General features: G+C 36.2%; 24 protein-coding genes and 2 pseudogenes. 17 read left to right on the top strand and 9 right to left on the bottom strand.

Translation table 11 applies throughout. The annotated features are described in order from the left end of the window. Positions 1 to 39: 39 nt before the first annotated feature. Positions 40 to 393: a VOC family protein gene (locus JOC76_RS23830; RefSeq protein WP_205181271.1), complete on the bottom strand. Its 354-nt coding sequence runs from the start codon at positions 391 to 393 to the stop codon at positions 40 to 42. Between the two features lie 227 nt (positions 394 to 620). Between JOC76_RS23830 and JOC76_RS23825 the strand changes: the two genes are divergently transcribed. Further along, positions 621 to 800 carry a hypothetical protein gene (locus JOC76_RS23825; RefSeq protein WP_205181270.1) on the top strand — a complete coding sequence of 60 codons (180 nt, stop codon included), beginning with the start codon at positions 621 to 623 and terminating at the stop codon, positions 798 to 800. Between the two features lie 135 nt (positions 801 to 935). Beyond that, entirely contained in the window at positions 936 to 1,640 is a 705-nt protein-coding gene (locus JOC76_RS23820; protein WP_205181269.1) for a hypothetical protein, read from the top strand. 10 nt (positions 1,641 to 1,650) lie between these two features. On the opposite strand, the gene JOC76_RS23815 is transcribed toward JOC76_RS23820, so the two are convergent. Further along, the gene (locus JOC76_RS23815) at positions 1,651 to 2,088 is read right to left on the bottom strand and encodes a GNAT family N-acetyltransferase (RefSeq protein ID WP_205181268.1); all 438 of its coding nucleotides are present in this window, start codon (positions 2,086 to 2,088) and stop codon (positions 1,651 to 1,653) included. A 200-nt stretch (positions 2,089 to 2,288) separates the two neighbouring features. Here JOC76_RS23815 and JOC76_RS23810 point away from each other — a divergent pair. From JOC76_RS23810 to JOC76_RS23800, 3 genes and pseudogenes are all read left to right on the top strand, one after another. Next, a pseudogene (locus JOC76_RS23810) lies at positions 2,289 to 2,710 on the top strand (MerR family transcriptional regulator). Continuing rightward, a complete protein-coding gene (locus JOC76_RS23805; protein ID WP_372442000.1) occupies positions 2,707 to 3,852 on the top strand; it encodes an RNA-guided endonuclease InsQ/TnpB family protein in 1,146 nt (381 codons plus the stop codon). The pseudogene JOC76_RS23810 and the gene JOC76_RS23805 overlap by 4 nt, the downstream one beginning before the upstream one ends. 168 nt (positions 3,853 to 4,020) lie before the next feature. Further along, positions 4,021 to 4,602: a DUF4256 domain-containing protein gene (locus tag JOC76_RS23800; protein ID WP_205181267.1), complete on the top strand. Its 582-nt coding sequence runs from the start codon at positions 4,021 to 4,023 to the stop codon at positions 4,600 to 4,602. A gap of 254 nt (positions 4,603 to 4,856) precedes the next feature. Here the strand turns inward: JOC76_RS23800 and JOC76_RS23795 are convergent, their stop codons facing one another. Beyond that, complete coding sequence (locus JOC76_RS23795) at positions 4,857 to 5,066, bottom strand: hypothetical protein (protein ID WP_205181266.1); 210 nt, start codon at positions 5,064 to 5,066, stop codon at positions 4,857 to 4,859. A 335-nt stretch (positions 5,067 to 5,401) separates the two neighbouring features. Here JOC76_RS23795 and JOC76_RS23790 point away from each other — a divergent pair, with 335 nt between their 5' ends. After that, a complete protein-coding gene (locus tag JOC76_RS23790; RefSeq protein WP_205181297.1) occupies positions 5,402 to 5,932 on the top strand; it encodes a cupin domain-containing protein in 531 nt (176 codons plus the stop codon). A gap of 67 nt (positions 5,933 to 5,999) precedes the next feature. On the opposite strand, the gene JOC76_RS23785 is transcribed toward JOC76_RS23790, so the two are convergent. The 4 genes from JOC76_RS23785 to JOC76_RS23770 form a co-directional block, all read right to left on the bottom strand. Further along, a complete protein-coding gene (locus tag JOC76_RS23785; protein WP_205181265.1) occupies positions 6,000 to 6,536 on the bottom strand; it encodes an NAD(P)H-dependent oxidoreductase in 537 nt (178 codons plus the stop codon). 100 nt (positions 6,537 to 6,636) lie between these two features. Beyond that, on the bottom strand, positions 6,637 to 7,284 hold the full coding sequence (locus JOC76_RS23780; RefSeq protein ID WP_205181264.1) for an SDR family NAD(P)-dependent oxidoreductase: 648 nt from the start codon (positions 7,282 to 7,284) through the stop codon (positions 6,637 to 6,639). Positions 7,285 to 7,334: 50 nt separating this feature from the next. Beyond that, complete coding sequence (locus JOC76_RS23775) at positions 7,335 to 7,769, bottom strand: MarR family winged helix-turn-helix transcriptional regulator (protein ID WP_205181263.1); 435 nt, start codon at positions 7,767 to 7,769, stop codon at positions 7,335 to 7,337. A gap of 230 nt (positions 7,770 to 7,999) precedes the next feature. Then, entirely contained in the window at positions 8,000 to 8,419 is a 420-nt protein-coding gene (locus tag JOC76_RS23770; RefSeq protein ID WP_205181262.1) for a MerR family transcriptional regulator, read from the bottom strand. Positions 8,420 to 8,716: 297 nt separating this feature from the next. Here JOC76_RS23770 and JOC76_RS23765 point away from each other — a divergent pair. The 4 genes and pseudogenes from JOC76_RS23765 to JOC76_RS23750 all read left to right on the top strand — a co-directional run. Continuing rightward, positions 8,717 to 9,262, top strand: a pseudogene (locus tag JOC76_RS23765) (aldo/keto reductase); the annotation flags it as partial. Beyond that, positions 9,259 to 10,269 (top strand): quinone oxidoreductase family protein, encoded by a 1,011-nt coding sequence (locus JOC76_RS23760; RefSeq protein ID WP_205181260.1) that lies wholly within the window; start codon positions 9,259 to 9,261, stop codon positions 10,267 to 10,269. The pseudogene JOC76_RS23765 and the gene JOC76_RS23760, both read left to right, overlap by 4 nt. 145 nt (positions 10,270 to 10,414) lie before the next feature. Then, entirely contained in the window at positions 10,415 to 11,584 is a 1,170-nt protein-coding gene (locus JOC76_RS23755; protein ID WP_205181259.1) for an MFS transporter, read from the top strand. 198 nt (positions 11,585 to 11,782) lie between these two features. Further along, positions 11,783 to 12,154, top strand: coding sequence for a DUF2255 family protein (locus JOC76_RS23750; RefSeq protein ID WP_205181258.1), 372 nt, complete (start codon positions 11,783 to 11,785; stop codon positions 12,152 to 12,154). A gap of 47 nt (positions 12,155 to 12,201) precedes the next feature. Here JOC76_RS23750 and JOC76_RS23745 read toward each other — a convergent pair whose 3' ends face one another. After that, positions 12,202 to 13,128 (bottom strand): AraC family transcriptional regulator, encoded by a 927-nt coding sequence (locus JOC76_RS23745; RefSeq protein ID WP_205181257.1) that lies wholly within the window; start codon positions 13,126 to 13,128, stop codon positions 12,202 to 12,204. A 400-nt stretch (positions 13,129 to 13,528) separates the two neighbouring features. Further along, positions 13,529 to 14,566 carry an LLM class flavin-dependent oxidoreductase gene (locus tag JOC76_RS23740; RefSeq protein ID WP_372442001.1) on the bottom strand — a complete coding sequence of 346 codons (1,038 nt, stop codon included), beginning with the start codon at positions 14,564 to 14,566 and terminating at the stop codon, positions 13,529 to 13,531. A gap of 318 nt (positions 14,567 to 14,884) precedes the next feature. Between JOC76_RS23740 and ppsA the strand changes: the two genes are divergently transcribed. From ppsA to JOC76_RS23705, 7 genes are all read left to right on the top strand, one after another. Next, positions 14,885 to 17,485 carry a phosphoenolpyruvate synthase gene (gene ppsA, locus JOC76_RS23735; protein ID WP_205181255.1) on the top strand — a complete coding sequence of 867 codons (2,601 nt, stop codon included), beginning with the start codon at positions 14,885 to 14,887 and terminating at the stop codon, positions 17,483 to 17,485. A gap of 234 nt (positions 17,486 to 17,719) precedes the next feature. Beyond that, positions 17,720 to 18,121 (top strand): avidin-fold protein, encoded by a 402-nt coding sequence (locus JOC76_RS23730; protein ID WP_205181254.1) that lies wholly within the window; start codon positions 17,720 to 17,722, stop codon positions 18,119 to 18,121. Between the two features lie 18 nt (positions 18,122 to 18,139). Further along, positions 18,140 to 19,099, top strand: coding sequence for a LacI family DNA-binding transcriptional regulator (locus tag JOC76_RS23725; protein WP_205181296.1), 960 nt, complete (start codon positions 18,140 to 18,142; stop codon positions 19,097 to 19,099). A 58-nt stretch (positions 19,100 to 19,157) separates the two neighbouring features. After that, entirely contained in the window at positions 19,158 to 19,949 is a 792-nt protein-coding gene (locus tag JOC76_RS23720; protein ID WP_205181253.1) for an endonuclease/exonuclease/phosphatase family protein, read from the top strand. A 209-nt stretch (positions 19,950 to 20,158) separates the two neighbouring features. Continuing rightward, positions 20,159 to 20,464, top strand: coding sequence for a putative quinol monooxygenase (locus JOC76_RS23715; protein WP_205181252.1), 306 nt, complete (start codon positions 20,159 to 20,161; stop codon positions 20,462 to 20,464). A gap of 374 nt (positions 20,465 to 20,838) precedes the next feature. Further along, a complete protein-coding gene (locus tag JOC76_RS23710) occupies positions 20,839 to 21,147 on the top strand; it encodes a hypothetical protein (protein WP_205181251.1) in 309 nt (102 codons plus the stop codon). Positions 21,148 to 21,189: 42 nt separating this feature from the next. Continuing rightward, positions 21,190 to 21,714 (top strand): DinB family protein, encoded by a 525-nt coding sequence (locus JOC76_RS23705; protein WP_205181250.1) that lies wholly within the window; start codon positions 21,190 to 21,192, stop codon positions 21,712 to 21,714. Positions 21,715 to 21,756 lie beyond the last annotated feature (42 nt).

The following is a 21,756-nucleotide window of genomic DNA, read 5'->3' as shown; positions in this document are numbered from 1 at the left end:
GGTTCGCTAAGATTTGAACCTGCTTTTTTTTCTATTGTTTTATGAGAACACGTTATTGTCTTCATCTTGAAACTGAACGAATGCACCCCACTGCATTTCTTGTGGTTCTCCTAAAAATTCTACGCCATTAGCTTTCATTTTTTCAAATGTACTTTGAATGTCATCGCATTGGAAAACGATGGATGCCTTCATGTTTTCTGAATCTTTCATCATTGCTTTTGGATAAATCACTAAATGACTATCTGCGCCTGCTGGTGCCACTTCAAGCCAAAAGGCATTAGGCCCCATGGGGTAGTTGGCAACGACTTCAAATCCTACTTTTTCTGACCAAAAGGTTTTTGCTTTTTCCTGGTTCTCTACATATACGGCTACTGTTGCGATTTGTTTAATCAATTTGAACCCTCCCATCATTTTTCATCTTTTATTATACAAACAAATCCATATTTAGTTAATTCTAAATGCCTTCATATAGCTTCTCGCATACAATTTTATTAGAATAAGATAAGATTCTTAGTTTAGAATTTCTTAATGGAATTATTGTTAATGCAAGGAGAATTATACAAGAAATAATACTGTGTTAATGTTGATAAAAAAAGATTATGGGAGTAGCTAAGTAAATAATGAAGATGTACAAGCTAAAGAAAAATTTTAAAGGTATTAAAAAGGGAACACAATTCTATTTGATAGCCGAATCTGAATTTATTGGTGTTAAAGATTTTGTTTTACGAACTACAGATCTAGCAATCAGAATATCCATTAATGAGCGGGAGCTGAATAACCATTTTATCTTATTAAAATAGGTGAACTGTTAGGTTATAGAGAATTGCACTTAAACAATCTGTCAGGTTACTAGGGATTTTTATTTTTACTTTTATAGACATTTCCATATATTAACTGATAAAATAATCTGAAATATATTAGAGAGGAAATTAAAATTGAAAAAAAGATTAGGATGCCTGCACGCCCATTATTCAAATATTGAGTATATCGAAAACGCACTTTCCTTATATGACGTTGAATTAATACATTTTGTTGACCCCGCATTAATGTATCGAGTTACATCAGATGAGAAATTTAAAGTAGTAGATGCTCAAAACAAAGTTAAAGAGCAACTAGAGTGGATTGCCCAATGTAATGTTGATGTCATTCTCATTACTTGCACAAACTATATTGCAATTTTACAGGAAGAACAACTCTCAATATCAGTACCAATCATAAAAATTGATGAACCCTACTTTGAATTCATTTGTAATATACAGCAACCTCAGACAATCCTATTTACAAATCCTGCAACTGTTAATGGTACGATGGAGCGTCTCCATCAATATGCTTATAATCATCAAAAGTCATTAGATATAGAGGTAATGGTCATTAACAATACTTTTGAATTAATCATGCAAGGTCTAAAACACGAATATGATCAAGAAATCTCTAAATTTCTGAATACAATTATTTATGAAAATAAAATTATCTCCGTTGCTCAATTATCTATGGTCGATGCATCCCAGGAAGTTGAATATATGACATCCAAATCTATAATTAATCCTTTGGATACATTAATTTCTTACATAGTAAATCACTTAAAAATAGAAAAAATCATAAAAATAAAGACCGTCGATACCGAGGTCTTTTCTGAGTGATCATGTTTGGTTATATGGAATAGTTCAACCAATTTTCAAGAGAACCACCCATCTTTTCATAGAATTTTTGGGCACGGTAGTTATCAGTTGAAGTTACCCACGACATATATGCATACCTATTTTCTTTTGTATATGTCTCGCATCTTTTAAACAGTTCATGGGCTACTCCTGTTCCTCTTGCGTTTTCTACTACGAATAAATCATTCATTATGGTTATTTTATCTGCTTTCGTAGTACTAAAACTAAAATATAATGTGGCGAAGCCAATAAGTTTACCATCTTGTTCAGCAACAAATTGAATACCACTGTTCTTTTCTAGTAGAGTTTCAATTAAATTATGTATCTTTTCAATCGGTGGTTTAGGTCTTTTATAAAAATCTACGATATATTGATACATTAAATCGGTTAATTGGTTTAGATCATAGTGTTCTACACTTCTGATTTTCATATTGTTCCCTCTCCTCTTTATTTCTAATATTTATTGTATAAATTTATATCAAAATATAAAATTATACAATACTATAAGTCATAGCTATTATAAATCAAATATTTATATACTTAAATTATTAAAAATAAAACAAAATAAGGAGATATTTAACAGTGACTAAAACCACATACAAATGTCTTCAAAAGTAATAAAATTATTACATGGAAAAAATATACAAACAAAAAGAGTTTGCGTCTATGTTGGGCGTAAGCGTCATTACTCTTCAGCGATGGGATAATGAAGGTAAATTTGATTTCTTACTGAAACCCTAAAGGAAGAAGGTACTATACCGAAACGCAGTATCGAGAATACAGAGGAATTCCAAAGGAAAATAAAGTAGATAAGGCGATCATTTATGCGAGAGTTTCCAATCAAAATCAAAAAAAGGATTTAGAAAGCCAGATTGAGTTTTTGCGGAATTTTGCCAAAGTGTGGAGTAGAACTGGTCGTTGTGAACAATGATACCCTTTCACCACAAGAAGAACTCGTTCAAGATTTAATTTCAATTATTCACGTTTTTTCTTGTCGTATCTATGGTTTAAGAAAATACAAAAAGAAATTGAAAGAAGATAAAGAGTTATGAAAAGGGCCTATAAAACGGAAATTGAATTAACTTCCGATCAAGCAGAGAAAGTGAATCAAACAATAGGGGTTTGCCGCTATGTTTATAACTTATATCTGAAAACAAATCAGGAGCTTTACGAAAAAGAAAAGAAATTTATAAGTGGCTTTGATTTTTCTAAGTGGCTTAATAATGTCTATACCAAAGAAAACGACCCTTGGATCAAGAAAGTGTCTAGTAAAGCAGTTAAGCAAGCAATTATGAATGGCGATAAAGCATTTAGAAATTTTTTTGAAGGGAAAACCAAACGTCCTCGATTCAAAAAGAAGAAAAATCAGGATGTGAAAGCCTATTTCCCAAAGAACAATCAAACAGATTGGACAGTAGAACGCCATCGGATTAAGATTCCTACCTTAGGGTGGATTAAGCTGAAGGAATTCGGATATATTCCAACAAAGGTCGAAGTTAGAAGCGGAACGGTTTCGCAAAAAGCAGGACGATATTATGTATCGGTATTATGTGAAGTGCCGCCTAAAGAAAAGACGATCAACAACCATGATGGGGTAGGAATCGATTTAGGCATAAAGAATTTTGCGGTTTGCAGCAATACTGAGGTATTTAGGAATATAAACCTTTCGGAAAGAATAAGGAAGCTAGAAAAAAGCTTAAAACGTCAGCAGCGAAAGCTTAGTCGAAAATACGAATCCAAAAAGAAAGGTGGTGAATCCTGCTACAAAAACATCGAAAAACAAATAAAGATTATTCAAAAACTTCATGCTAGATTAACCCATATACGCAAAGAATATGTCCGTGATGTCGTAACCCGAGTGGTGAAAGCCAAACCATCTTTTATTACGATTGAAGATTTAAACATCAAGGGCTTGTTAAAAAACAAACACCTTGCCGACTGCGTTAGAAAACAAAATTTCTATTATTTTCGTATATGCTTGGAACAAAAATGCAAGCAGACAGGGATTGAATTGCGAATCGTAAGTCGATTCTACCCATCTTCTAAACTTTGTTCCTGCTGTGGTCACAAGAAAGTATGCCTATCGTTATCTGAGAGAATTTTCATATGTGACCAATGTGGAATCGAAATAGAAAGAGATTTTAATGCGAGTTTAAATCTTAAATATGCCATGGACTATACCATTATCACTTAACAGTAATGTATAGATATAGGGTGGGCTACATCCGAATTAACGCCTGTGGAGAGCCGAACAGACGATAGTAGCGAGCAAGTGGTGAGGTCGGGTTCAATGAAACAGGAAATTAATCTAGCATAAATGAATGATTATATTTGTTTATGTTTTTAGTAGCAGGAAACTGATATGACAGCGAGTAATAAAACTAGCAATAAAAAGGAGTTGTCATTAGAAATGCGTGAAGAATTACTTAAAGTATTGAAAGCACGGTTTGAGAAAAACATGAACCGCCATAAAGGTCTTGAATGGGCAAAAGTCCAAGCAAAGCTAGAAGCTAATACTGAAAAACTGTGGTCGCTCAATGAAATGGAAAGAACTGGTGGTGAACCGGATGTTGTAGGGTATGATAAAAGCATGGACGAATACATATTTTATGATTGCTCAGCGGAAAGTCCTAAAGGCCGAAGAAGTATTTGTTATGACCGTGAAGCGCTGGAGTCACGGAAAAATCATAAACCAGAGAATAACGTTATTGATATGGCAACTGACATGGGCATTGAACTATTAACGGAAGAACAATATCGAGCGTTGCAGAAACTTGAAAACATCGATATGAAAACGTCGAGCTGGGTTCAAACACCCGCTGATATTAGAGAACTCGGTGGGGCCATTTTTTGCGATCGTCGCTTCGGGCATGTCTTCGTGTATTGCAACGGTGCGGACTCTTACTATGCTGCCAGAGGGTTCCGTGGATCGCTAAGGGTATAAAAACGACAGGACTTTCTCCCAATTATTCATTTTCATATCGACGAAAAATTTGAAAATGAATCAGGTAACACATTTAGGGCAGATAAAGAATTTTCCATTGAATGGCTAGACGACCAGATCCTTAAAGTGATTTATGATAAATATTCTGAAACTTACAAAATGGATAAAAGTGTGAATGGAATTAAGATTGAATATAAGTCTTCATAAAATTTTAAAAAAAGCCGATCTTCCAACTAGGAATATCGGCTACTCCTTTATTTATAATTATTGACATCCATTAACATTTGACAAACAGTCGAAGTTGCACATCCGGATACACCACGATTCATATCTTTTGCACACATCGAAACACATTTACCTTTCTCCATATGTGCACAAGCTGCCACACCTGTACCAGCAGCAAACACGGAAGTCCCCACAGCCATTAGTGAGATAAAAGCGCATGTTGCAATCAATTTTTGCATTAGAATCCTCCTCGGGAATTTTCTTATAATATTGACATTTTTAGATTATAAGAGAAATGTGCAGAAAGTAAGGATTCTATAAATTATTCACTGAAAATACAAAAATAAAGTAAAAAATGTTTATTGGTTTTTATTGTAATAGTATCTAAATCCAAAAGATAATGTTTGGTTACCATAGGGTCCAAGAGTTTAATTGAAGATTATGTTTTAACCTTTGTTCAATAGTTCCATAAAATTGAACAACTGTTTTGGTTTAAGTTCACCCTGCACATAAGTACATTCTTATAAAAGGTGCATACGATAATTTGTATAAATCTGTGAAGGGATTGAATAAAATGTACTATAACCCTTGGATGTATCCATACCCATATCAACCTAATTTTTATAGTTCTAATTACCCGACGTATAATCAGTATTTAAGACAGACTGATTACTGGAATATTTATGATGACTCAAGAAATAAGGTAAAAGATTATGGGCGGAAACCATTTGCAGTCAATATTAATGAGGCTGCGAAGCATAACAATACCTATCGTACAGCTCTGTGGACAGGAAATCATTTGCAAGTTACATTGATGAGTATTAATGTTGGGGAAGACATCGGTTTAGAAATTCACCCTAACATTGACCAATTCTTACGGATTGAACAAGGTCAAGGGATTGTGCAAATGGGCAAGAGTAAAGATCATTTAAACTTTGTTCAGAATGTTCATGATGATTTTGCCATTATGATACCTGCTGGCACCTGGCATAATGTAACCAATACAGGTAATACCCCTTTAAAACTTTATTCTATATATGCTCCTCCACAACATCCATTTGGAACGGTTCATTTAACTAAGGCACAGGCTTTAGCGGCGGAATAAGACCATGTATATAAAAATTATTAAAAGGTATTTCAGTAGAAGAAATACCTTTATTTATATATCTTAATTAAGCTTTAACTAAGGATGGTTGCAGAACATGATTTACATATGCTTTTGCATTTTCTTCAAGTTGCTCATCTGTGACATGCATAACACCATTCAGCACAAATAACGGCATAAAACGGGTACCTATGAGGTTGCTTGTTTGTTGTAAAGGAGTTGTTAAAGTCTCCATGGAAAAATGATTATAGCCAGAAGTCTGGTAAGAATCTTCCGGTCCAAAGGTTGAAATCGCAAGACCTAGTTCTTTACCGTGAAGCTTGTCGCCGCCTTCGCCATATGCCCAGCCGTAGGAGAGCACTTCATCTTGCCATTGTTTTAACAAAGAGGGCGTGCTGTACCAGTAGAATGGAAATTGAAGAATAATACGGTCATGTGATTCTAATAAGCTTTGTTCTTGTGCTACGTTCATTTTCCCGTCTGGATACGCTTGATAAAGTGTATGAATTGTAATTTCCTCGTGTTTTTTTAATTCCTGCATCCAAGTGCGGTTAATTCGAGATTGTTCTAAATTAGGGTGGGTGATAATTACAAGAGTTTTCATTAGTAAGTCTCCTTTTGTCTTTTTCTAGTTTTGATTTCACTTTTAGTTTAATTCGATGAATTTTTTACATTTGTACATACAAATGTAATTTGAAAAAATTTTATTTTTCTTCAAATATTATTTCTGTATCAGTTTGATTTTCGTACATGCTATAAAATGTATTCGCAATATTATCAGGTGAGAAATAGGTTCCTTCTTGTACAAACCCTTTAATCGTTAATGTGCCAACATAAATTCCTTTAGGGCTTAATTCTTGGTGCAAGCTGTAGGCTAGATTGCGAATACCTGCTTTTCCAATCGCTAATGAAGCATAGTCAGCATAGGGGTGTAGAGCTAATCCTCCGCCCGTTAATAAAATGGTTCCATTCTCCATATGGGGAATCACTTCTTTTACACTTGTAAGAGCACCAGCTACACTGATTTTAAAATCATCCACTAATTGATCTTGGCTTAATGTTGTTGGTTTACCTGGTTTTCCTGCAGCCGCATTGTAGAAGAGTACATCAATTTTTCCATAAGTTTTAATTACCGCATCAATGGCTGTTTTTAAAGATTCTACTGAAGAGACATCCCCAGGAAATCCTTTAGCTGCAATCCCATCATCTTTAAGTTCATTTTCATATTTCTTTAATGACTCCATACTACGGGAAATCAAGGCAACATTAAATCCTTCTTTTCCGAATTTCCTTGCTGTATTTAAGCTAATCCCAGGTCCAGTACCGACAATTAGCAATATCTTTTCTGACATAACAACTGCCTCCTAACTTATTTGTATATGCAAATGAAAGGGTAAAAAAATTACAGTTCTCTTTCTAGCTTATTGCTTGCTTCGTGAAGCATTTTACTTAAATCTTTACTGAACTCGGGCCCTAAGACTTCGGAATAGCTAGTAAATAATTCTTTTAAAGACAGCCGAAATTGATGGTACACTTTTTCTCCTTCTTTAGTTAAAGAAATAAATGTTTGTTTCCCATCCATCTTTCTAGTAACGAGTTTAAATTTTTCAAGTTTATCAATAAATCTCGTACTGGTCGAAGGAGCAATAGATAACTTGTGGCATAGTTCCTTCTGTGTGATCTCCGGATGGAATTTCACAATCATAATCATATAAAGATATGAAGGAGCAAGGTCACCAAAATCAAATGTTTTTTCGGCTAATTTTGTAATGTTACGAGCAAACCGGCTGGCTGTAAAGTAAAGACAATGAATTAATACTTCTTCTTCTTCATTCATTAGATCAAATCCTTTTATTCATTTGCATATACAAATTAACACGAAATGCCGTTAAGGTCAACTAAATCATATTTCATGTTTCCATCAAACAGAAATTTTTATGAGTCATCAAGTCATCACAAAAATAAAGAAAAAACCGATTTTCCAATTAGGAATATCTGCTTTTTCTTCCTTAAGAGACAGAATAATTTGCTTAACAGCAAATTGTTCTAGAGTACTATAAGTAATAATTAATGAACAATCGGCATTTTATTTTTTTGCCATTTGGCAGGATTGGTATCATCCGGAATGACTTGATTCATAATGTCACGGTAGTGTTTTTCTTTATTTATCATAAATTCCGCTCTTATTTTAGCTTCTTCCAATTGAGCAAGAGCAGCCTCTTTCTGCTTCCGTATAATTTCATAACGTTCCTGAATCGTAGAATCGCCTTCCAAGCAAAGATCTACATAGTATTTAATGTCATCCACTGACATTCCACATTTTTTTAAATTTTTAGCACCTATAAGAAAGTTAATATTTTCTTCACTAAACAAACGATTATTATTTTTGTCTCGTTTTAAATTTGGAACTAATCCCTTATCGGTATAGTAGCGAACAGTGTGTTCGGTTAAACCAAGTAATTTAGCAACTTCTTTAACAGTGTACATGATAGCCTCCTCATATTACTTTATATAGGTTTAATAAAAACTACACTTCGTGTTACTCGAAGATAGTGTTCTAATAATACATTAAGCCCCCCCTGATTGTAAATCCGCAATACAGAACTTGAATAAAATTAATTTAATATTATTGACTTCGTGTTACACGAGGGTGATAACCTAATAATCAATCCAGCATACTAGAATGTATTCCCCAATATAGAGAATTTACAAGGGCAATACTGAAGTGATTCATCACAACAATAATCATACAGGAGGATTTCATATGCAAAATGTTATGTTAAATATGGTTCTTGGCGTGCTATGGAGGAATTGTACGCGGAAGGGAAAATCAGGGCCATCGGAGTGAGTAATTTCGAACCAGATCGTCTAGTAGATTTGATACTCCATAACGAAATAACTCCTGCTGTAAACCAAGTAGAAACACATCCTTTTTTCCAACAGGTAGAGTCTGCTGAAGTTATGAAGGAGTACAATGTTCAACATGAGTCATGGGGACCTTTAGCACAAGGAAAAAATAACATTTTTCAGAATCAGGTGTTAATTTCCCTTGCTGAAAAACATCATAAATCCGTTTCTCAGGTGGTTTTACGCTGGTTGACACAAAGAAGGGTCGTTACGATTCCGAAGTCTGTTCATAAAGAGAGAATCGTCGAAAACTTTAATATCTTTGACTTTGAAATAAGCCAAGAAGACATGGAGGCGATTGCTACGTTAGACACAAAGAAGAGTTTGGGACCTTCAAAAAGAGATCCTGAGAGAGTTAAGTCTTCGCTAACTGGAAAATGGATATTTAAGCCGATGGAGAAAGGAAAGGGTATTTTCATATGAAATCAATGATGTTAAGCGTAATAGGCGGACCAAATCAACTGAAGCTGGAAAATGTAGAAACGCCTAAACCTGGTTCGAAAGAGGTCGTCGTGCGATTACAAGCCGCAGCTCTTAACCGACGGGATTTGATGGTCGTACACGGGCAATATTCGGGTATCAAGCTGCCCGTTATTCCCGGCTCTGACGGCGCAGGGGAAATTGTTGCAATTGGAGCTGAAGTCAACGATGTCTTAATCGGTGACAAAGTGATCATCAATCCCGGTTTGAACTGGGGCAACGATATGAACAAAAAAATGGCTGACTTCACAGTTCTCGGCGTTCCTACTAACGGAACCTATGCCCAATATGTGAAAGTGCCAGCGGAAAACGTCTATTTAAAACCGTCCCATTTATCTTGGGAAGAGGCGGCAGCGCTCCCTCTTGCTGGTTTAACCGCCTTCCGTGCTCTTGTGACGAAGGGCAAAGTGCAGAAAGGTGAAACCGTTCTGATACCTGGCGTTGGCGGAGGCGTAGCCACCTATCTCGTACAATTTGCAGCCGCACTCGGTGCTAAAGTTTACGTGACATCCAGCAAAGAAGAAAAGATCGAAAAAGCAAAAAGATTTGGTGCAACCGAGGGTGTCAACTACACATCAGATGATTGGTCGGATGAATTGGAGAAATTAACTGGCGGCATTGATCTATCCGTCGACAGTATTGGCGGCGAAGTGTTTAAAACACTGGTGTCACTAGGCAAAATCGGAAGCCGAATCGTCAGCTTCGGAGCAACGAGAGGACCGGTTCCGAATCTCGTCCTGCCAAGTTTGACTGTAAAAGAAATGTCGATGATAGGGTCAACGATGGGAAGCCCGCAAGATTTTTCCGAAATGGTCAAATTCGTGGAGGAACACAAGATTTACCCTGTTTTGGATAAAACTTTTTCGCTGGAGGAAGCATCCGAGGCGCTTTTCAGAATGGAAAAGGGAGAAAACTTTGGGAAAATCGTTTTGTCCATACCACAAGATTAACGGAAAACATGATGCTCCTTTTTGGGGCACCTTAATGGTAAAGTAGGAGATTTCGAATGATTAATATTTTTGACTTCGAATTAAGTCAAGAGGATATGGATATGATTGCTACATTTTATGTTAATAAGATTAAGGAGTTGTATTTTTGAATAATCGTACTAATCTAGTTGTTTTAATTTTAGCTATAGGCGTATTTGGCCTCATGAATACTGAAATGGGTGTGGTCGGCATCCTTCCTTTAATGGCAGACCACTATGGAATTACAGTTTCACGAGCAGGACAGTTGGTAAGTTTATTTGCTCTTGTGGTGGCTATAACTGGTCCGGTCCTGCCCGTATTGTTTTCAGGCATCAATCGCAAGAAGGTCATGTTGCTATCATTGGGCATTTTCGTTTTGGGAAATGTGATTTCCATATTTGCAGCTGACTTCAACGTTGCACTGGTTGCCCGAGCTATTCCAGCATTTTTCCATCCGATTTATTGTTCATTGGCACTTACAATTGCGGCTACGTCAGGCAATCAAAAAGAAGCACGTAAGGCGATTACTACAATCGTAATGGGCGTTTCTGCAGGAATGGTGCTTGGTGTGCCAATCACTACTTTTATTGCTAGTATATCTTCGATTGAAATGGCAATGACATTTGCTGCGGTTCTTAATGCACTCGCTTTTCTCGCGACTTTGCTGTTTGTCCCTTCCATGCCTGTGCAAGGAAAAATGTCTTATGGCTTGCAGTTAAGTGTATTGAAAAAGCCTCTTACATGGTTATCCATTGCGACGATTATTTTTATGACGGCAGCTGTAGCCGGCACGAATAGTTATACAGCTGACTATCTAGGAAAGGTGACTCATATATCTGGGAAAACCTTAAGTATCGTTCTATTTTTATATGGTGTAGCCAGTATTCTTGGAAACGTATTGGCAGGCAAGCTACTGTTCAGAAATGCGATGAAAACGGCCATCTTTTTCCCCATTGTAATGGGACTCGTTTTTATTGTGTGGTTTTTCACAGGAGAGATTCTAGTTTCTATGGTCATCATTATGACGCTGTTCGGGATCCTGTTTTCCATACAAAATAATATTAACCAATATTGGATTACGTCTGCTGCTCCTGAAGCACCTGAATTTGCAAATGGGTTATTTGTGTCCTGCTCCAACTGGGGGATTAGCATCGGCACCGCTGTAGGAGGATTATTTCTCACAGACATGGGAATCGAATACATCTTATGGGGAGGATTATTGTTTCTGATTTTGAGTTGGGTGACTATTCTACTCCGAAGCTCCTTATATAACCCGGTTAAACAGCTTTCCCAGTAAGAAATCCCTAGAATTTGGTCGAACTAATCAAAGGTAGAAGAAGCAGAGTCAAAAAATAACTTACTAGATAATAAGAAATAGATAATCAACAATGTTGATTCATCTGTTCAATAATCAACAAATAGAAGTTATCTGACTATTGCAAGCATTTCGTTTCTGTTTAAAATTATCTACATATAAGTAAGGAGGTAATTCACAATGGCCACATGGTTGAAGGATGAACTGTTTAAAATTGCTGAGGCCGATGACTTGCACATCTCACCGTTCCGTGAGGACGGGGTAACCTACGGGACCCCGACCTGGATTTGGTCCGTCGTAGTTGACGATGCCCTTTATGTACGCGCCTACTTCGGGCAGAACTCGCGTTGGTACCAGGCCGCGGTAAAGCAGAAAGCAGGGCGGATCACGGTCGCCGGCATGACGAAGGAAGTCAATTTCGAGACCGTCGACGGCACAATCAACGACCTCATTGATAACGCCTACCGTAAGAAGTATAATAGCAGCCCATATCTTGACTCAATGATTAGCAATCGCGCACGGTCTGCGACAGTCAAGGTAATGCCATTATAAATTTGAAAAAAAGCCAATCTTTCAAAATAAAAGATTGGCTTTTTCTATTATTGGTTAAGCGTTAATTCTTTGCTCGGGTTTTTCTCCCTCATACGATTTATATCTTCTCTTGGTGGCAGGCCAAACATGCGAGAATATTCTCGACTGAATTGTGATTGACTTTCGTAACCTACGCGAAATGCGACATCAGCGATATCTGTCGAATCGGCTAATAACATGCGTTTAGCTTCCTGAAGTCTCAATTGTTTTTGAAACTGTATTGGGCTCATAGCCGTAACCTCTTTAAAGTGCCGATGAAGAGAAGCGACACTCATATTCGCTATGTCTGCAAGTTGCTCGATTTTAAAAGAGCGGTCATAATTATTGATGATATGTTCAATAACATCTCTAATTCGATCGCCGTTGCTACCCTCTATTGCCATTTGTTCAAGAGCGCCCCCATGAGGACCTTGCAGAATCCAATAGAGAATTTCCTTTGTGTATAAAGGAGCTAGGGATGGAATATGTTTCGGATTTTCTAGCAACCGGGCTAACCTAATGACAGCATCCAACAGTGATGGCTCTACTTTACTAACAAACATAGCACGTTTGGCATTTTTTTTCTTTCCTACGCGAATATCAGAATCACTTAAAACCGCCAAAATTTGATTGGGTGTAAATTCAAGCTTGAGAGCTAAATACGGGGTATCAGAAGAAGCTTTTATGACTTGCCCGGTCACCGGCAAGTCAACGGATGCAACAATATAATGACCTGGACCGTACCTAAAGCGCTCCTCCGCTAACAATACTTCCTTTTCCCCTTGGACGATAATACAAAAGGATGTTTCGTTCACTCTGGCAATGGGTTCGGTAACAACCGATTCACGGATTAAAAATAAAGATGGGATAGCAGTCTGGTGAACACCATCATCTCCTGAATAACGGTAAATGAGATTGGCAAGTTCATGCTGCTGTTTGTAGATTTCTTCAGACATTATCCAATTCTCCTCATGGATGAATCATTCATAGTCACATTCTATCGTATATTCGTCTATCGTGTAAATGCAAGTGAGAGGATTAGGCAAAAACTTGATATGAATGGGATAAGGGGATCCTATAGTTGGCTTTAACCTAATAAGAGTAAATACAGAGCCGAAAATATGCAATTTTTGATTCGAAATTTGTATATTTATTTTTTGATTAAAAAAATACACAGAAAAAACTTGTAATATTCTCTATCAAACCTTCTAACAATTTTTATTAAAAGATGTATTTTTTTAAAGACATATTTGGGAGTAAAGTAACTTTATAAATAAACAAAAAGAGTTGCTTCCAATAGCAACTCTTTTAAGTCATCACTTGTGAAAAATTGTTGACTTAAAGCAAAAGGAAATTCTAGGATTTAGTTTCCTTACGTATGACTGGTGCCACTTCTGTTGCCAATCGTTCTATGTTTTCGGCAACTTTTTTAAATGGCATACCACCTATGTCTATTTGCGCAATAAATCGCTGGTGACCAAACAGCTCGTATTGGCGCATGATTTTTTCAATGATCTGCTGTGAGCTTCCAACAAAAAGGGCGGTTTCTTTACTAGACGCCTGTTCGAAATCTGCTTTTGTTAATTGCAGAGGAATTCCACGATGTCGGTTGCTGTGATACCAATAATTAGAATGATATGGATAAAATTCATTTATTGCCTGCTGATTCGTTTTTGAAATATATGCGTGTCCGGTAACCGCGACTTTCAAGTTTTCCAGAGGATGACCGTTTTGAGAAGCGGATTCTCGGTAGCGCTCAACAAGCGGCTTAAAAAAGCTTGGATCACCGCCAAGTATGGCTAGTACTAAGCCAGTCCCTAAGCTGCCAGCTCGTTCTGCACTTTCCATTGTCCTTGAAACACCTAACCATACTGGAATTTTTTGTTGAACAGGACGGGGAGATATTTCTGCATCCTTCAATGATGGACGAAAACGACCATTCCAGGTAACCAATTCGTCGGTATTTAGTTTTAGAAAGAGTTCGATGTGTTCTTCAAACAATTCTTCATAATTCTTTATATCATATCCGAAAAGTGGAAATGAATCTATAAAAGCCCCACGCCCTGCAATGATTTCAGCCCGCCCATTTGAAATAAGATCAAGGGTTGCAAAATCCTCGAATAAGCGAACAGGGTCTACAGTGGATAAAACTGTTGTTGCACTTGTCAGCTTAATTTTTTTGGTGATTTGTGAAATGGCTGATAAGATGACCGGCGGTGAGGACACTGCGTAATCTAAACGGTGATGTTCACCTACTCCAAACACATCAAGCCCGCCCTCATCAGCCATTTTTGCAATCTTAATAATTTCTTCTATCCGCTGCTTTGCACTAATTGTTTTCCCTGTTAGTGGATCTGGGTATAAATCCGCTAATGTATAAATTCCAATTTCCATACTATTATGATTTTCAGCACTCAAGTTTTTCTCCCCCAGCAATGATGTAATAGCTTTTGTTTAATACTATTCAACCCTTTGAAAAAAGGAATTTATCCTTCAACTATTTATCATTTTTCGGGAATAAGTACATGAGGATAAAAGGTATATGAGGTACTTTCGAGGGGGATGAATCGGTTAACAGGTAATTGAACTTTAACTCTTCCTAATTTAATTATAACATACAATAAATGGTATATTAAGACTGTTTATTCTTATTTGCTACTGCTAAAATTCAATAGAAACATATTGAGATTTGATGGTTAGGAGAGATATAAAATGAGTTCATTGGTTCTCGGTTTTCATGAAATGGAAAAAATAGAGCTTTTGCTCGTTGGCGGAAAAGGGTTAAATTTAGGCGAATTATCAAAAATTCAAGGAATACAGGTACCCGATGGATTTTGTGTTACTACAGTAGGTTATCAAAAAGCTATCGAACAAAACAAAACGTTTCAAGCTTTGTTGGATCATCTAACCATGTTAAAAGTAGAGGATCGAGATCAAATAGGTGACATCAGCAAGAAGATACGACAAATCATTTTGGAAGTAGAAATTCCTTCCGATGTTGTAAAAGCAGTAACTGAATATCTCTCTCAGTTTGGTGATGAACATGCTTATGCCGTGCGATCTAGTGCGACTGCTGAAGATTTGCCACATGCCTCTTTTGCTGGTCAACAAGACACCTATTTAAATATCATCGGAAAAGAAGCGATTTTGCAGCATATCAGAAAATGTTGGGCTTCTCTATTTACGGATCGAGCTGTGATTTATCGAATTCAAAACGGATTTGATCACAGACAAGTTCATCTATCCGTTATCGTTCAAAGGATGGTTTTCCCACAGGCGTCAGGGATTTTATTTTCCGCAGATCCGATTACCAATAACCGTAAGATGTTATCAATTGATGCCAGTTATGGTCTTGGAGAAGCACTGGTCTCCGGCTTGGTCTCTGCCGATTGTTATAAAGTTCAGGAAGATAATATCGTCAATAAGATGATAGCTACAAAAAAATTAGCTATCTATGCACTAATGGATGGCGGAACAGAGACAAAGCAGATCGATCCTGATCAACAAAAGACTCAAACACTTACTGACCAACAAATACTACAACTAGCACGCATCGGAAGACAGATCGAAGCCTCTTTTGGATGCCCGCAAGATATCGAATGGTGTTTGGTTGATGATACATTTTATATTGTCCAGAGTCGTCCAATCACTACGCTTTTCCCCATTCCTGAAGCAAACGATCAGGAAAATCGCGTGTATATCTCTGTCGGTCATCAACAAATGATGACTGACCCTATAAAACCATTAGGATTGTCTTTTTTCCTATTAACAACTAATGCACCGATGCGTAAAGCAGGTGGGAGGTTGTTTGTTGATATCACACATCAGCTGGCTTCACCCATCAGTAGAAACATGTTATTAAAAGGCATGGGACAACACGATCCGCTCTTAAAAGACGCAATTATGACCATAATTGAGCGAGGAGATTTTATAAAACCATTATCAAATGGGCTTAAAGCACCCGGTCCTAGCAGAAACAATACAGATATGCTAGCACAAATCGAAAATAATCCAACAATCGTTTCTGATTTGATTAAGAAAAGTCAAACATCGATAGAAGAGTTAAAACAAAACATCCAAACGAAATCAGGAACCGATTTATTAGATTTTATTCTTGAAGATATTCAGGAGTTAAAGAGGATTTTATTTGCTCCACAAAGTACAGCTGTTTTTATGGCAGCTATAAATGCTTCAAATTGGGTCAATGAAAAAATGAACGAGTGGTTAGGTGAAAACAACGCAGCAGACACGCTTTCCCAATCTGTACCAAACAATGTTACTTCAGAAATGGGATTATCACTTTTGGATGTCGCAGATGTGATTCGTCCATATCCAGAAGTAATTGATTATTTACAACATGTAAAAGATGAAAACTTTTTGGATGAACTGGATAAGTTTGAAGGAGGAAGGGAAACCCGAGACGCTTTCATTGCTTTTCTCAACAAATATGGAATGAGATGTGCTGGTGAAATTGATATTACGAGAACACGTTGGAGCGAAAAACCAAATATACTTATCCCTATGCTCCTTAGTAATATCAAAAACTTTGAGCCAAATGCTGGCAAGCGGAAATTTGAGCAAGGGCTGCGTGTTGCTTTGGAAAAGGAAAAAGAGTTATTAGACCGATTGAAACAATTGCCGGATAGTGAACAAAAGGCCCAAGAAACAAAACGAATGATTGACCTAATCCGGAATTACATTGGGTATCGTGAATATCCAAAATACGGTATGATTAATCGCTACTTCGTTTATAAGCAGGCTTTACTGCAAGAAGCCGAACAACTTGTGAAAGCGGGCGTTATTCATGAAAAAGAAGATATATTCTATCTCACCTTTGAAGAATTTCACGAAGTCGTACGCACAAAAAAATTAGATTATGAGATCATCAGTAAACGAAAAGACGAGTACAAAATATATGACAAACTAACGCCTCCGCGTGCGATCACATCTGATGGTGAAATACTCTCAGGTGAGTACAAACGAGAAAATCTCCCAGCTGAAGCTCTTGTGGGTCTGCCTGTTTCTTCCGGAGTTATCGAGGGACGAGCGCGTGTCATCTTAAACATGGAGGATGCTAATTTAGAAGAGGGTGATATATTAGTAACCTCCTATACTGACCCTAGTTGGACACCATTATTTGTTTCCATAAAAGGTCTAGTTACCGAAGTTGGCGGACTAATGACCCATGGAGCCGTAATCGCACGTGAATATGGTTTACCAGCAGTCGTTGGGGTGGAAAATGCTACCAAACTGATAAAAGACGGGCAACGAATTCGTGTGCATGGAACAGAAGGGTATATTGAAATATTGTAATTGCTGAATACACCATAAGGATACAAAAGGATGTATTGAAATTCTGCATTTCTATGTTTTAACATTATAAGTTCAACGAATGGGATGGCTGCGGCGATCCCTTTTTTCATTTTGATAATCAAGGGATCTTTTTCTTTTCATTTATAAAAAGTTTTCATTGACTTGAAACGCGTTTCAACTATTACAATCAGCATATAGTGAAAAGTTGTTAAAAAGAAATGTATGAAATTAATATTGGCAATTAATCTAACAGGAATAAACCATAGAACAAAGAAAATTTCTAGGGGGATTCTCATGCAATATTTTAATAATCGGATTTTTGTTAGCAGTACTAATGATACCATTAGTGATATTGCAACTGGCACGAGGTTTCATTTCACAAAGAATGGTGGAATTATTCGTGCTAAGTTTTTCGGGGAAAATATAATAAATGGAGAATTAATTGGAATGGTAAATCAGCTAGGTGAACTGAAAGCAATTTTCAACTATTGTAATAAGGAATCACAATTTTATAGTGGTATTTGTTCATTCAAACCTAAAAAATTTGCTAATAAAAGTTATAAATTACAAGGCTTATGGACCCTATCAGGGAATGAAATGAAAGAAAATACACTCGTTCTTGATTACTACGATTGAATGATGAAGGAGCTAAAAATGACAAATATAAAAGATTTGGCAAAGATGGCTGGAGTATCTGTATCAACAGTATCTCGTGTATTAAATAATTATCCATTTGTTAAAGAAGAAAAAAGAATGGCTGTATTGAAGGCAATTAAAGATAGTAATTATCAAATAAATATAAATGCTGTTCATTTAAGTAAGGGAAAAACTCAGATGATTGGTGTAGTTTTGCCGTATTCCGATTATCCCTATTTTTCCTTGATATTAAAAGGAATAGCCATACAAGCAAATAAACACAACTATAAGTTGATTTTATTTCAAACGGATTATATTGTTAGCAGAGAAATGGAAGCGTTGCAAATGTTGAAACAAAAGCAAATCGACGCTTTAATTATTTGTTCAAGATCTTGTGACTGGTCCATCATCGAGGAGCATTTGCCATTTGGCCCCATCGTATTATGTGAAAATCTTAATGAAAAAGAAGTATCAACAACCTTTGTAAATCATTACAAAATTTTTTATAAGGCACTAAAATATTTATACGAAAAAGGTCATCGGAAAATTGGTTATTGTGTTGGTAGGAGGTCGGGGCCGAGCAGTATTGAACGAGATGCTGCATATAAGGATTTTATTAGTCAGAATCAATTACCCTATAACCCTTATTTTGTATTTGATAACTGTTCTCATATTGAAGACGGTGAAAAAGTAGTTCACCAAATAAAAGTGATGGATACACCTCCAACTGCACTGTTGGTAACAAATGATCAAGCGGCTGCAGGTATTGTTGCTACTTGTCAAAAAGAACATATATCAGTACCCGATCAACTTGCCATAATAGGGTTCAATAATCAGCCAATTGCGGAAATAATGAATATCACAACTATAGAAATTCCGCTGGTAGATATAGGTAACCAACTTTTCCTTCAAGCTGTACGTGATGAAATTTCTAAAAAGGAATTCGAAGTAAAATTTATTGAAAGAGGGACAATTTGAGTTGGACCAAGTATGAAAGATGGTAACATATCCATCAAGTATGGGGAGGAGAAACGAAATGAAATTGTTAACATTAAACTGTCATTCTTGGCAAGAGGAATCTCAATTAGAGAAAATTAATTATCTCGCACAAACGATTAAAGAAAAATCATATGATGTGATTGCCCTACAAGAAGTAAATCAATTAATTGAGGAAGACTGTGTATATAAGAATGTGAAATCTAGTAATTTCGCCTACATATTGTTACAAGAGTTTAAAAAGTTAGGAATCACTGAATATTCCTTGGTTTGGGGTTTATCAAATGAAATAGAGGAGATGTATGAGGAGGGTCTAGCTATTCTAACAAAATATCCAATCGTTGAAGAATTTTCCTTCTACGTTTCTAAACTTGTTGATATTAACAACTGGAAAACACGTAAAATTGTTGGAGCTAAAATTATCTATAATAATAGACCAATATCATTCTATTCCTGTCATATGGGTTGGTGGGGAGATGTTGAGGAACCTTTTAAGTATCAATTAGACTCACTGCTTCAGCATGTAAATCAGGATGAGCAGTTCTATCTTTTGGGTGATTTTAATAACAGCACTCATCTCAAAGGTGAAGGATACGATTATTTATTAAAACAAGGTCTTTATGATACCTATCAATTGGCTAGAAACAAAGATAACGGAATAACAGTAAAGGGAAAAATTAATGGATGGGAAAATAATAAGCAAGACTTACGCATCGACTTAATTTTGTCAAACCAGGGTGTAAAGGTTGAATATTCAAATGTAATCTTTAATGGGGAAAACAAATCAGTCATTTCCGACCATTTTGGAGTAGAAACTAAAGTAGTAATGTGAACATCTTACATATTTTAGCAAGGGGGGATTTGAACAGGGTCTCCTCTTTAATTTAGAATATAATTTTAGTGGTAATAATGAGTATTTTTATGGAGATAGCAGTTTGTGGCAGTTGAAATTAGCATTTATTAATTTTATTTATTGAAATTATAGGAAAAAATGTTTGGATGTAGAAATAACTAACAGACATCAAAATTAAGGAGGACCATATGAACAAATATAGTTTGTTTGTTAAGTTTAATATACAAGAAGGCGAACGTGACACGATGGTAGATATTTTGTTAGAAGCAGCAGAATCAATGAAGAATCTGGATGAATGCGAGATATACCTTGTAAATATTTCTGAAAACGAGCCAAATTGTGTTTATATTTATGAAGTGTGGAGTAATGAAAATGCCCATCAAGCCTCTCTAACTCTTGAAGCTACACAAACATTAATCAAGAAGGCAAAACCAATCATTACTGGAATGGAGAGAATCAGCACTTTACAAACAAAGGGTGGAAAGGGCCTTTAGCTAACAGAGGCAATAGTTAATGAGCCAGCCGCCATATTGAATGGTGTCAGGGAAATGAGGTATCCTTTATTGAATAGTAGACAGAAGGTGGTTGCCTAAAATTGCAATCACCTTTTTTCTTGAACGATCAGGGACTTTCTAATTAAATTAAAAAATGAGAAAAAACCAAAAATAAACCACAACCTTATAATATTTCTTTTAATTTGGTTGCTCAATTCTGTTACCCCTTATTAATCCCATAGTTAGTTTTATCCAAAAAAAGATTAAAAATTTAAATTGATTTTGATTATATTTATATTTTTAATATATGGGAAATTTGTTATAATTAGTGTAAAATTACACAACGATATTTTGATTCTAAGGAGGAGTGGGGATTGAAGAAAGTGCATTTTTTTATATGGCTGTTAATGATAATTGCAACTATATTTGGTATATACGGACAATCTTTAGCCTATTTTGTGGATGAACATATGGCTAATACAAATCCTCCGATATATTTTTTAACCATCTTTACGGTTATAAGTGTTTGCCTATACTTAGTTATCCTTTTATTTGCCTATTTGATGATAAAGGTAAAAAAATTTGATAATAAATTTAATATTATTTACATATATGGTTTTGGAATGATAGGTTTTTGCGTATCCCTATGGTCAGTATTTGTTTGTGCGATGTGGTGGGGCTAATGGCAGGAAAAATACACTTGGATATTAAGAGGAGAGAATTGTATGAATTTTAACATGAAAGAAGCAATAGAGGTGTTGGAGCGTACGCCACAAACACTGGAGAATTTATTATCCGGTTTATCAGAAGGATGGTTGAACTGTAATGAGGGTAAAGGAACCTGGAATGTCTTTGAAGTGATCGAGCACCTCATTGAGGCGGAGAAAAGTAATTGGATACCAAGATTAGAATTTATACTTCAGCAAGCAGGCACTCAACCATTTCCTCCATTTGATCGCTATTCGCACTTAAACGAAAGTTCTGAAAGGTCGATTGACGATAGGTTGCTTGAATTTAATGCAATTAGAACACAAAATATTAGTAAACTTAAGGTTCTTATTGATCCTGAATTGCATCTTGAACTGACTGGTGCGCACCCTGAATTTGGTGCAGTTAAAATAAGAGAGTTGCTTGCAACTTGGGTTGTCCATGATCTAACGCACATTGCCCAGATTGTCAGGGTAATGTCTAAGAGATACGGGGCGGACGTGGGACCTTGGAAAGAATATTTAGGTATTTTGCAAAAGTAGGAAAATAAAAGATAGGTGTTAAATAAGAGGAATAGGCAATTA

Origin of the sequence: Neobacillus cucumis (genome assembly GCF_016908975.1) — a bacterium.
Classification (GTDB): Bacteria; Bacillota; Bacilli; order Bacillales; family Cytobacillaceae; genus Neobacillus; species Neobacillus cucumis.
Note: the sequence above shows the minus strand (reverse complement) of the source record. Positions and strands in the feature narration are given on the sequence as shown.

Coding starts and splice junctions, on each gene's coding strand:
- JOC76_RS23795 (WP_205181266.1), bottom strand. CDS start 5,066: ATGCAAAAATTGATTGCAACATGCGCTTTTATCTCACTAATGGCTGTG.
- JOC76_RS23775 (WP_205181263.1), bottom strand. CDS start 7,769: ATGAATGAAGAAGAAGAAGTATTAATTCATTGTCTTTACTTTACAGCC.
- JOC76_RS23785 (WP_205181265.1), bottom strand. CDS start 6,536: ATGAAAACTCTTGTAATTATCACCCACCCTAATTTAGAACAATCTCGA.
- JOC76_RS23760 (WP_205181260.1), top strand. CDS start 9,259: ATGAAATCAATGATGTTAAGCGTAATAGGCGGACCAAATCAACTGAAG.
- JOC76_RS23790 (WP_205181297.1), top strand. CDS start 5,402: ATGTACTATAACCCTTGGATGTATCCATACCCATATCAACCTAATTTT.
- JOC76_RS23750 (WP_205181258.1), top strand. CDS start 11,783: ATGGCCACATGGTTGAAGGATGAACTGTTTAAAATTGCTGAGGCCGAT.
- JOC76_RS23780 (WP_205181264.1), bottom strand. CDS start 7,284: ATGTCAGAAAAGATATTGCTAATTGTCGGTACTGGACCTGGGATTAGC.
- JOC76_RS23770 (WP_205181262.1), bottom strand. CDS start 8,419: ATGTACACTGTTAAAGAAGTTGCTAAATTACTTGGTTTAACCGAACAC.
- JOC76_RS23715 (WP_205181252.1), top strand. CDS start 20,159: ATGAACAAATATAGTTTGTTTGTTAAGTTTAATATACAAGAAGGCGAA.
- JOC76_RS23720 (WP_205181253.1), top strand. CDS start 19,158: ATGAAATTGTTAACATTAAACTGTCATTCTTGGCAAGAGGAATCTCAA.
- JOC76_RS23825 (WP_205181270.1), top strand. CDS start 621: ATGAAGATGTACAAGCTAAAGAAAAATTTTAAAGGTATTAAAAAGGGA.
- JOC76_RS23705 (WP_205181250.1), top strand. CDS start 21,190: ATGAATTTTAACATGAAAGAAGCAATAGAGGTGTTGGAGCGTACGCCA.
- JOC76_RS23745 (WP_205181257.1), bottom strand. CDS start 13,128: ATGTCTGAAGAAATCTACAAACAGCAGCATGAACTTGCCAATCTCATT.
- JOC76_RS23805 (WP_372442000.1), top strand. CDS start 2,707: ATGAAAAGGGCCTATAAAACGGAAATTGAATTAACTTCCGATCAAGCA.
- JOC76_RS23800 (WP_205181267.1), top strand. CDS start 4,021: ATGACAGCGAGTAATAAAACTAGCAATAAAAAGGAGTTGTCATTAGAA.
- JOC76_RS23725 (WP_205181296.1), top strand. CDS start 18,140: ATGACAAATATAAAAGATTTGGCAAAGATGGCTGGAGTATCTGTATCA.
- JOC76_RS23740 (WP_372442001.1), bottom strand. CDS start 14,566: ATGGAAATTGGAATTTATACATTAGCGGATTTATACCCAGATCCACTA.
- JOC76_RS23815 (WP_205181268.1), bottom strand. CDS start 2,088: ATGAAAATCAGAAGTGTAGAACACTATGATCTAAACCAATTAACCGAT.
- ppsA (WP_205181255.1), top strand. CDS start 14,885: ATGAGTTCATTGGTTCTCGGTTTTCATGAAATGGAAAAAATAGAGCTT.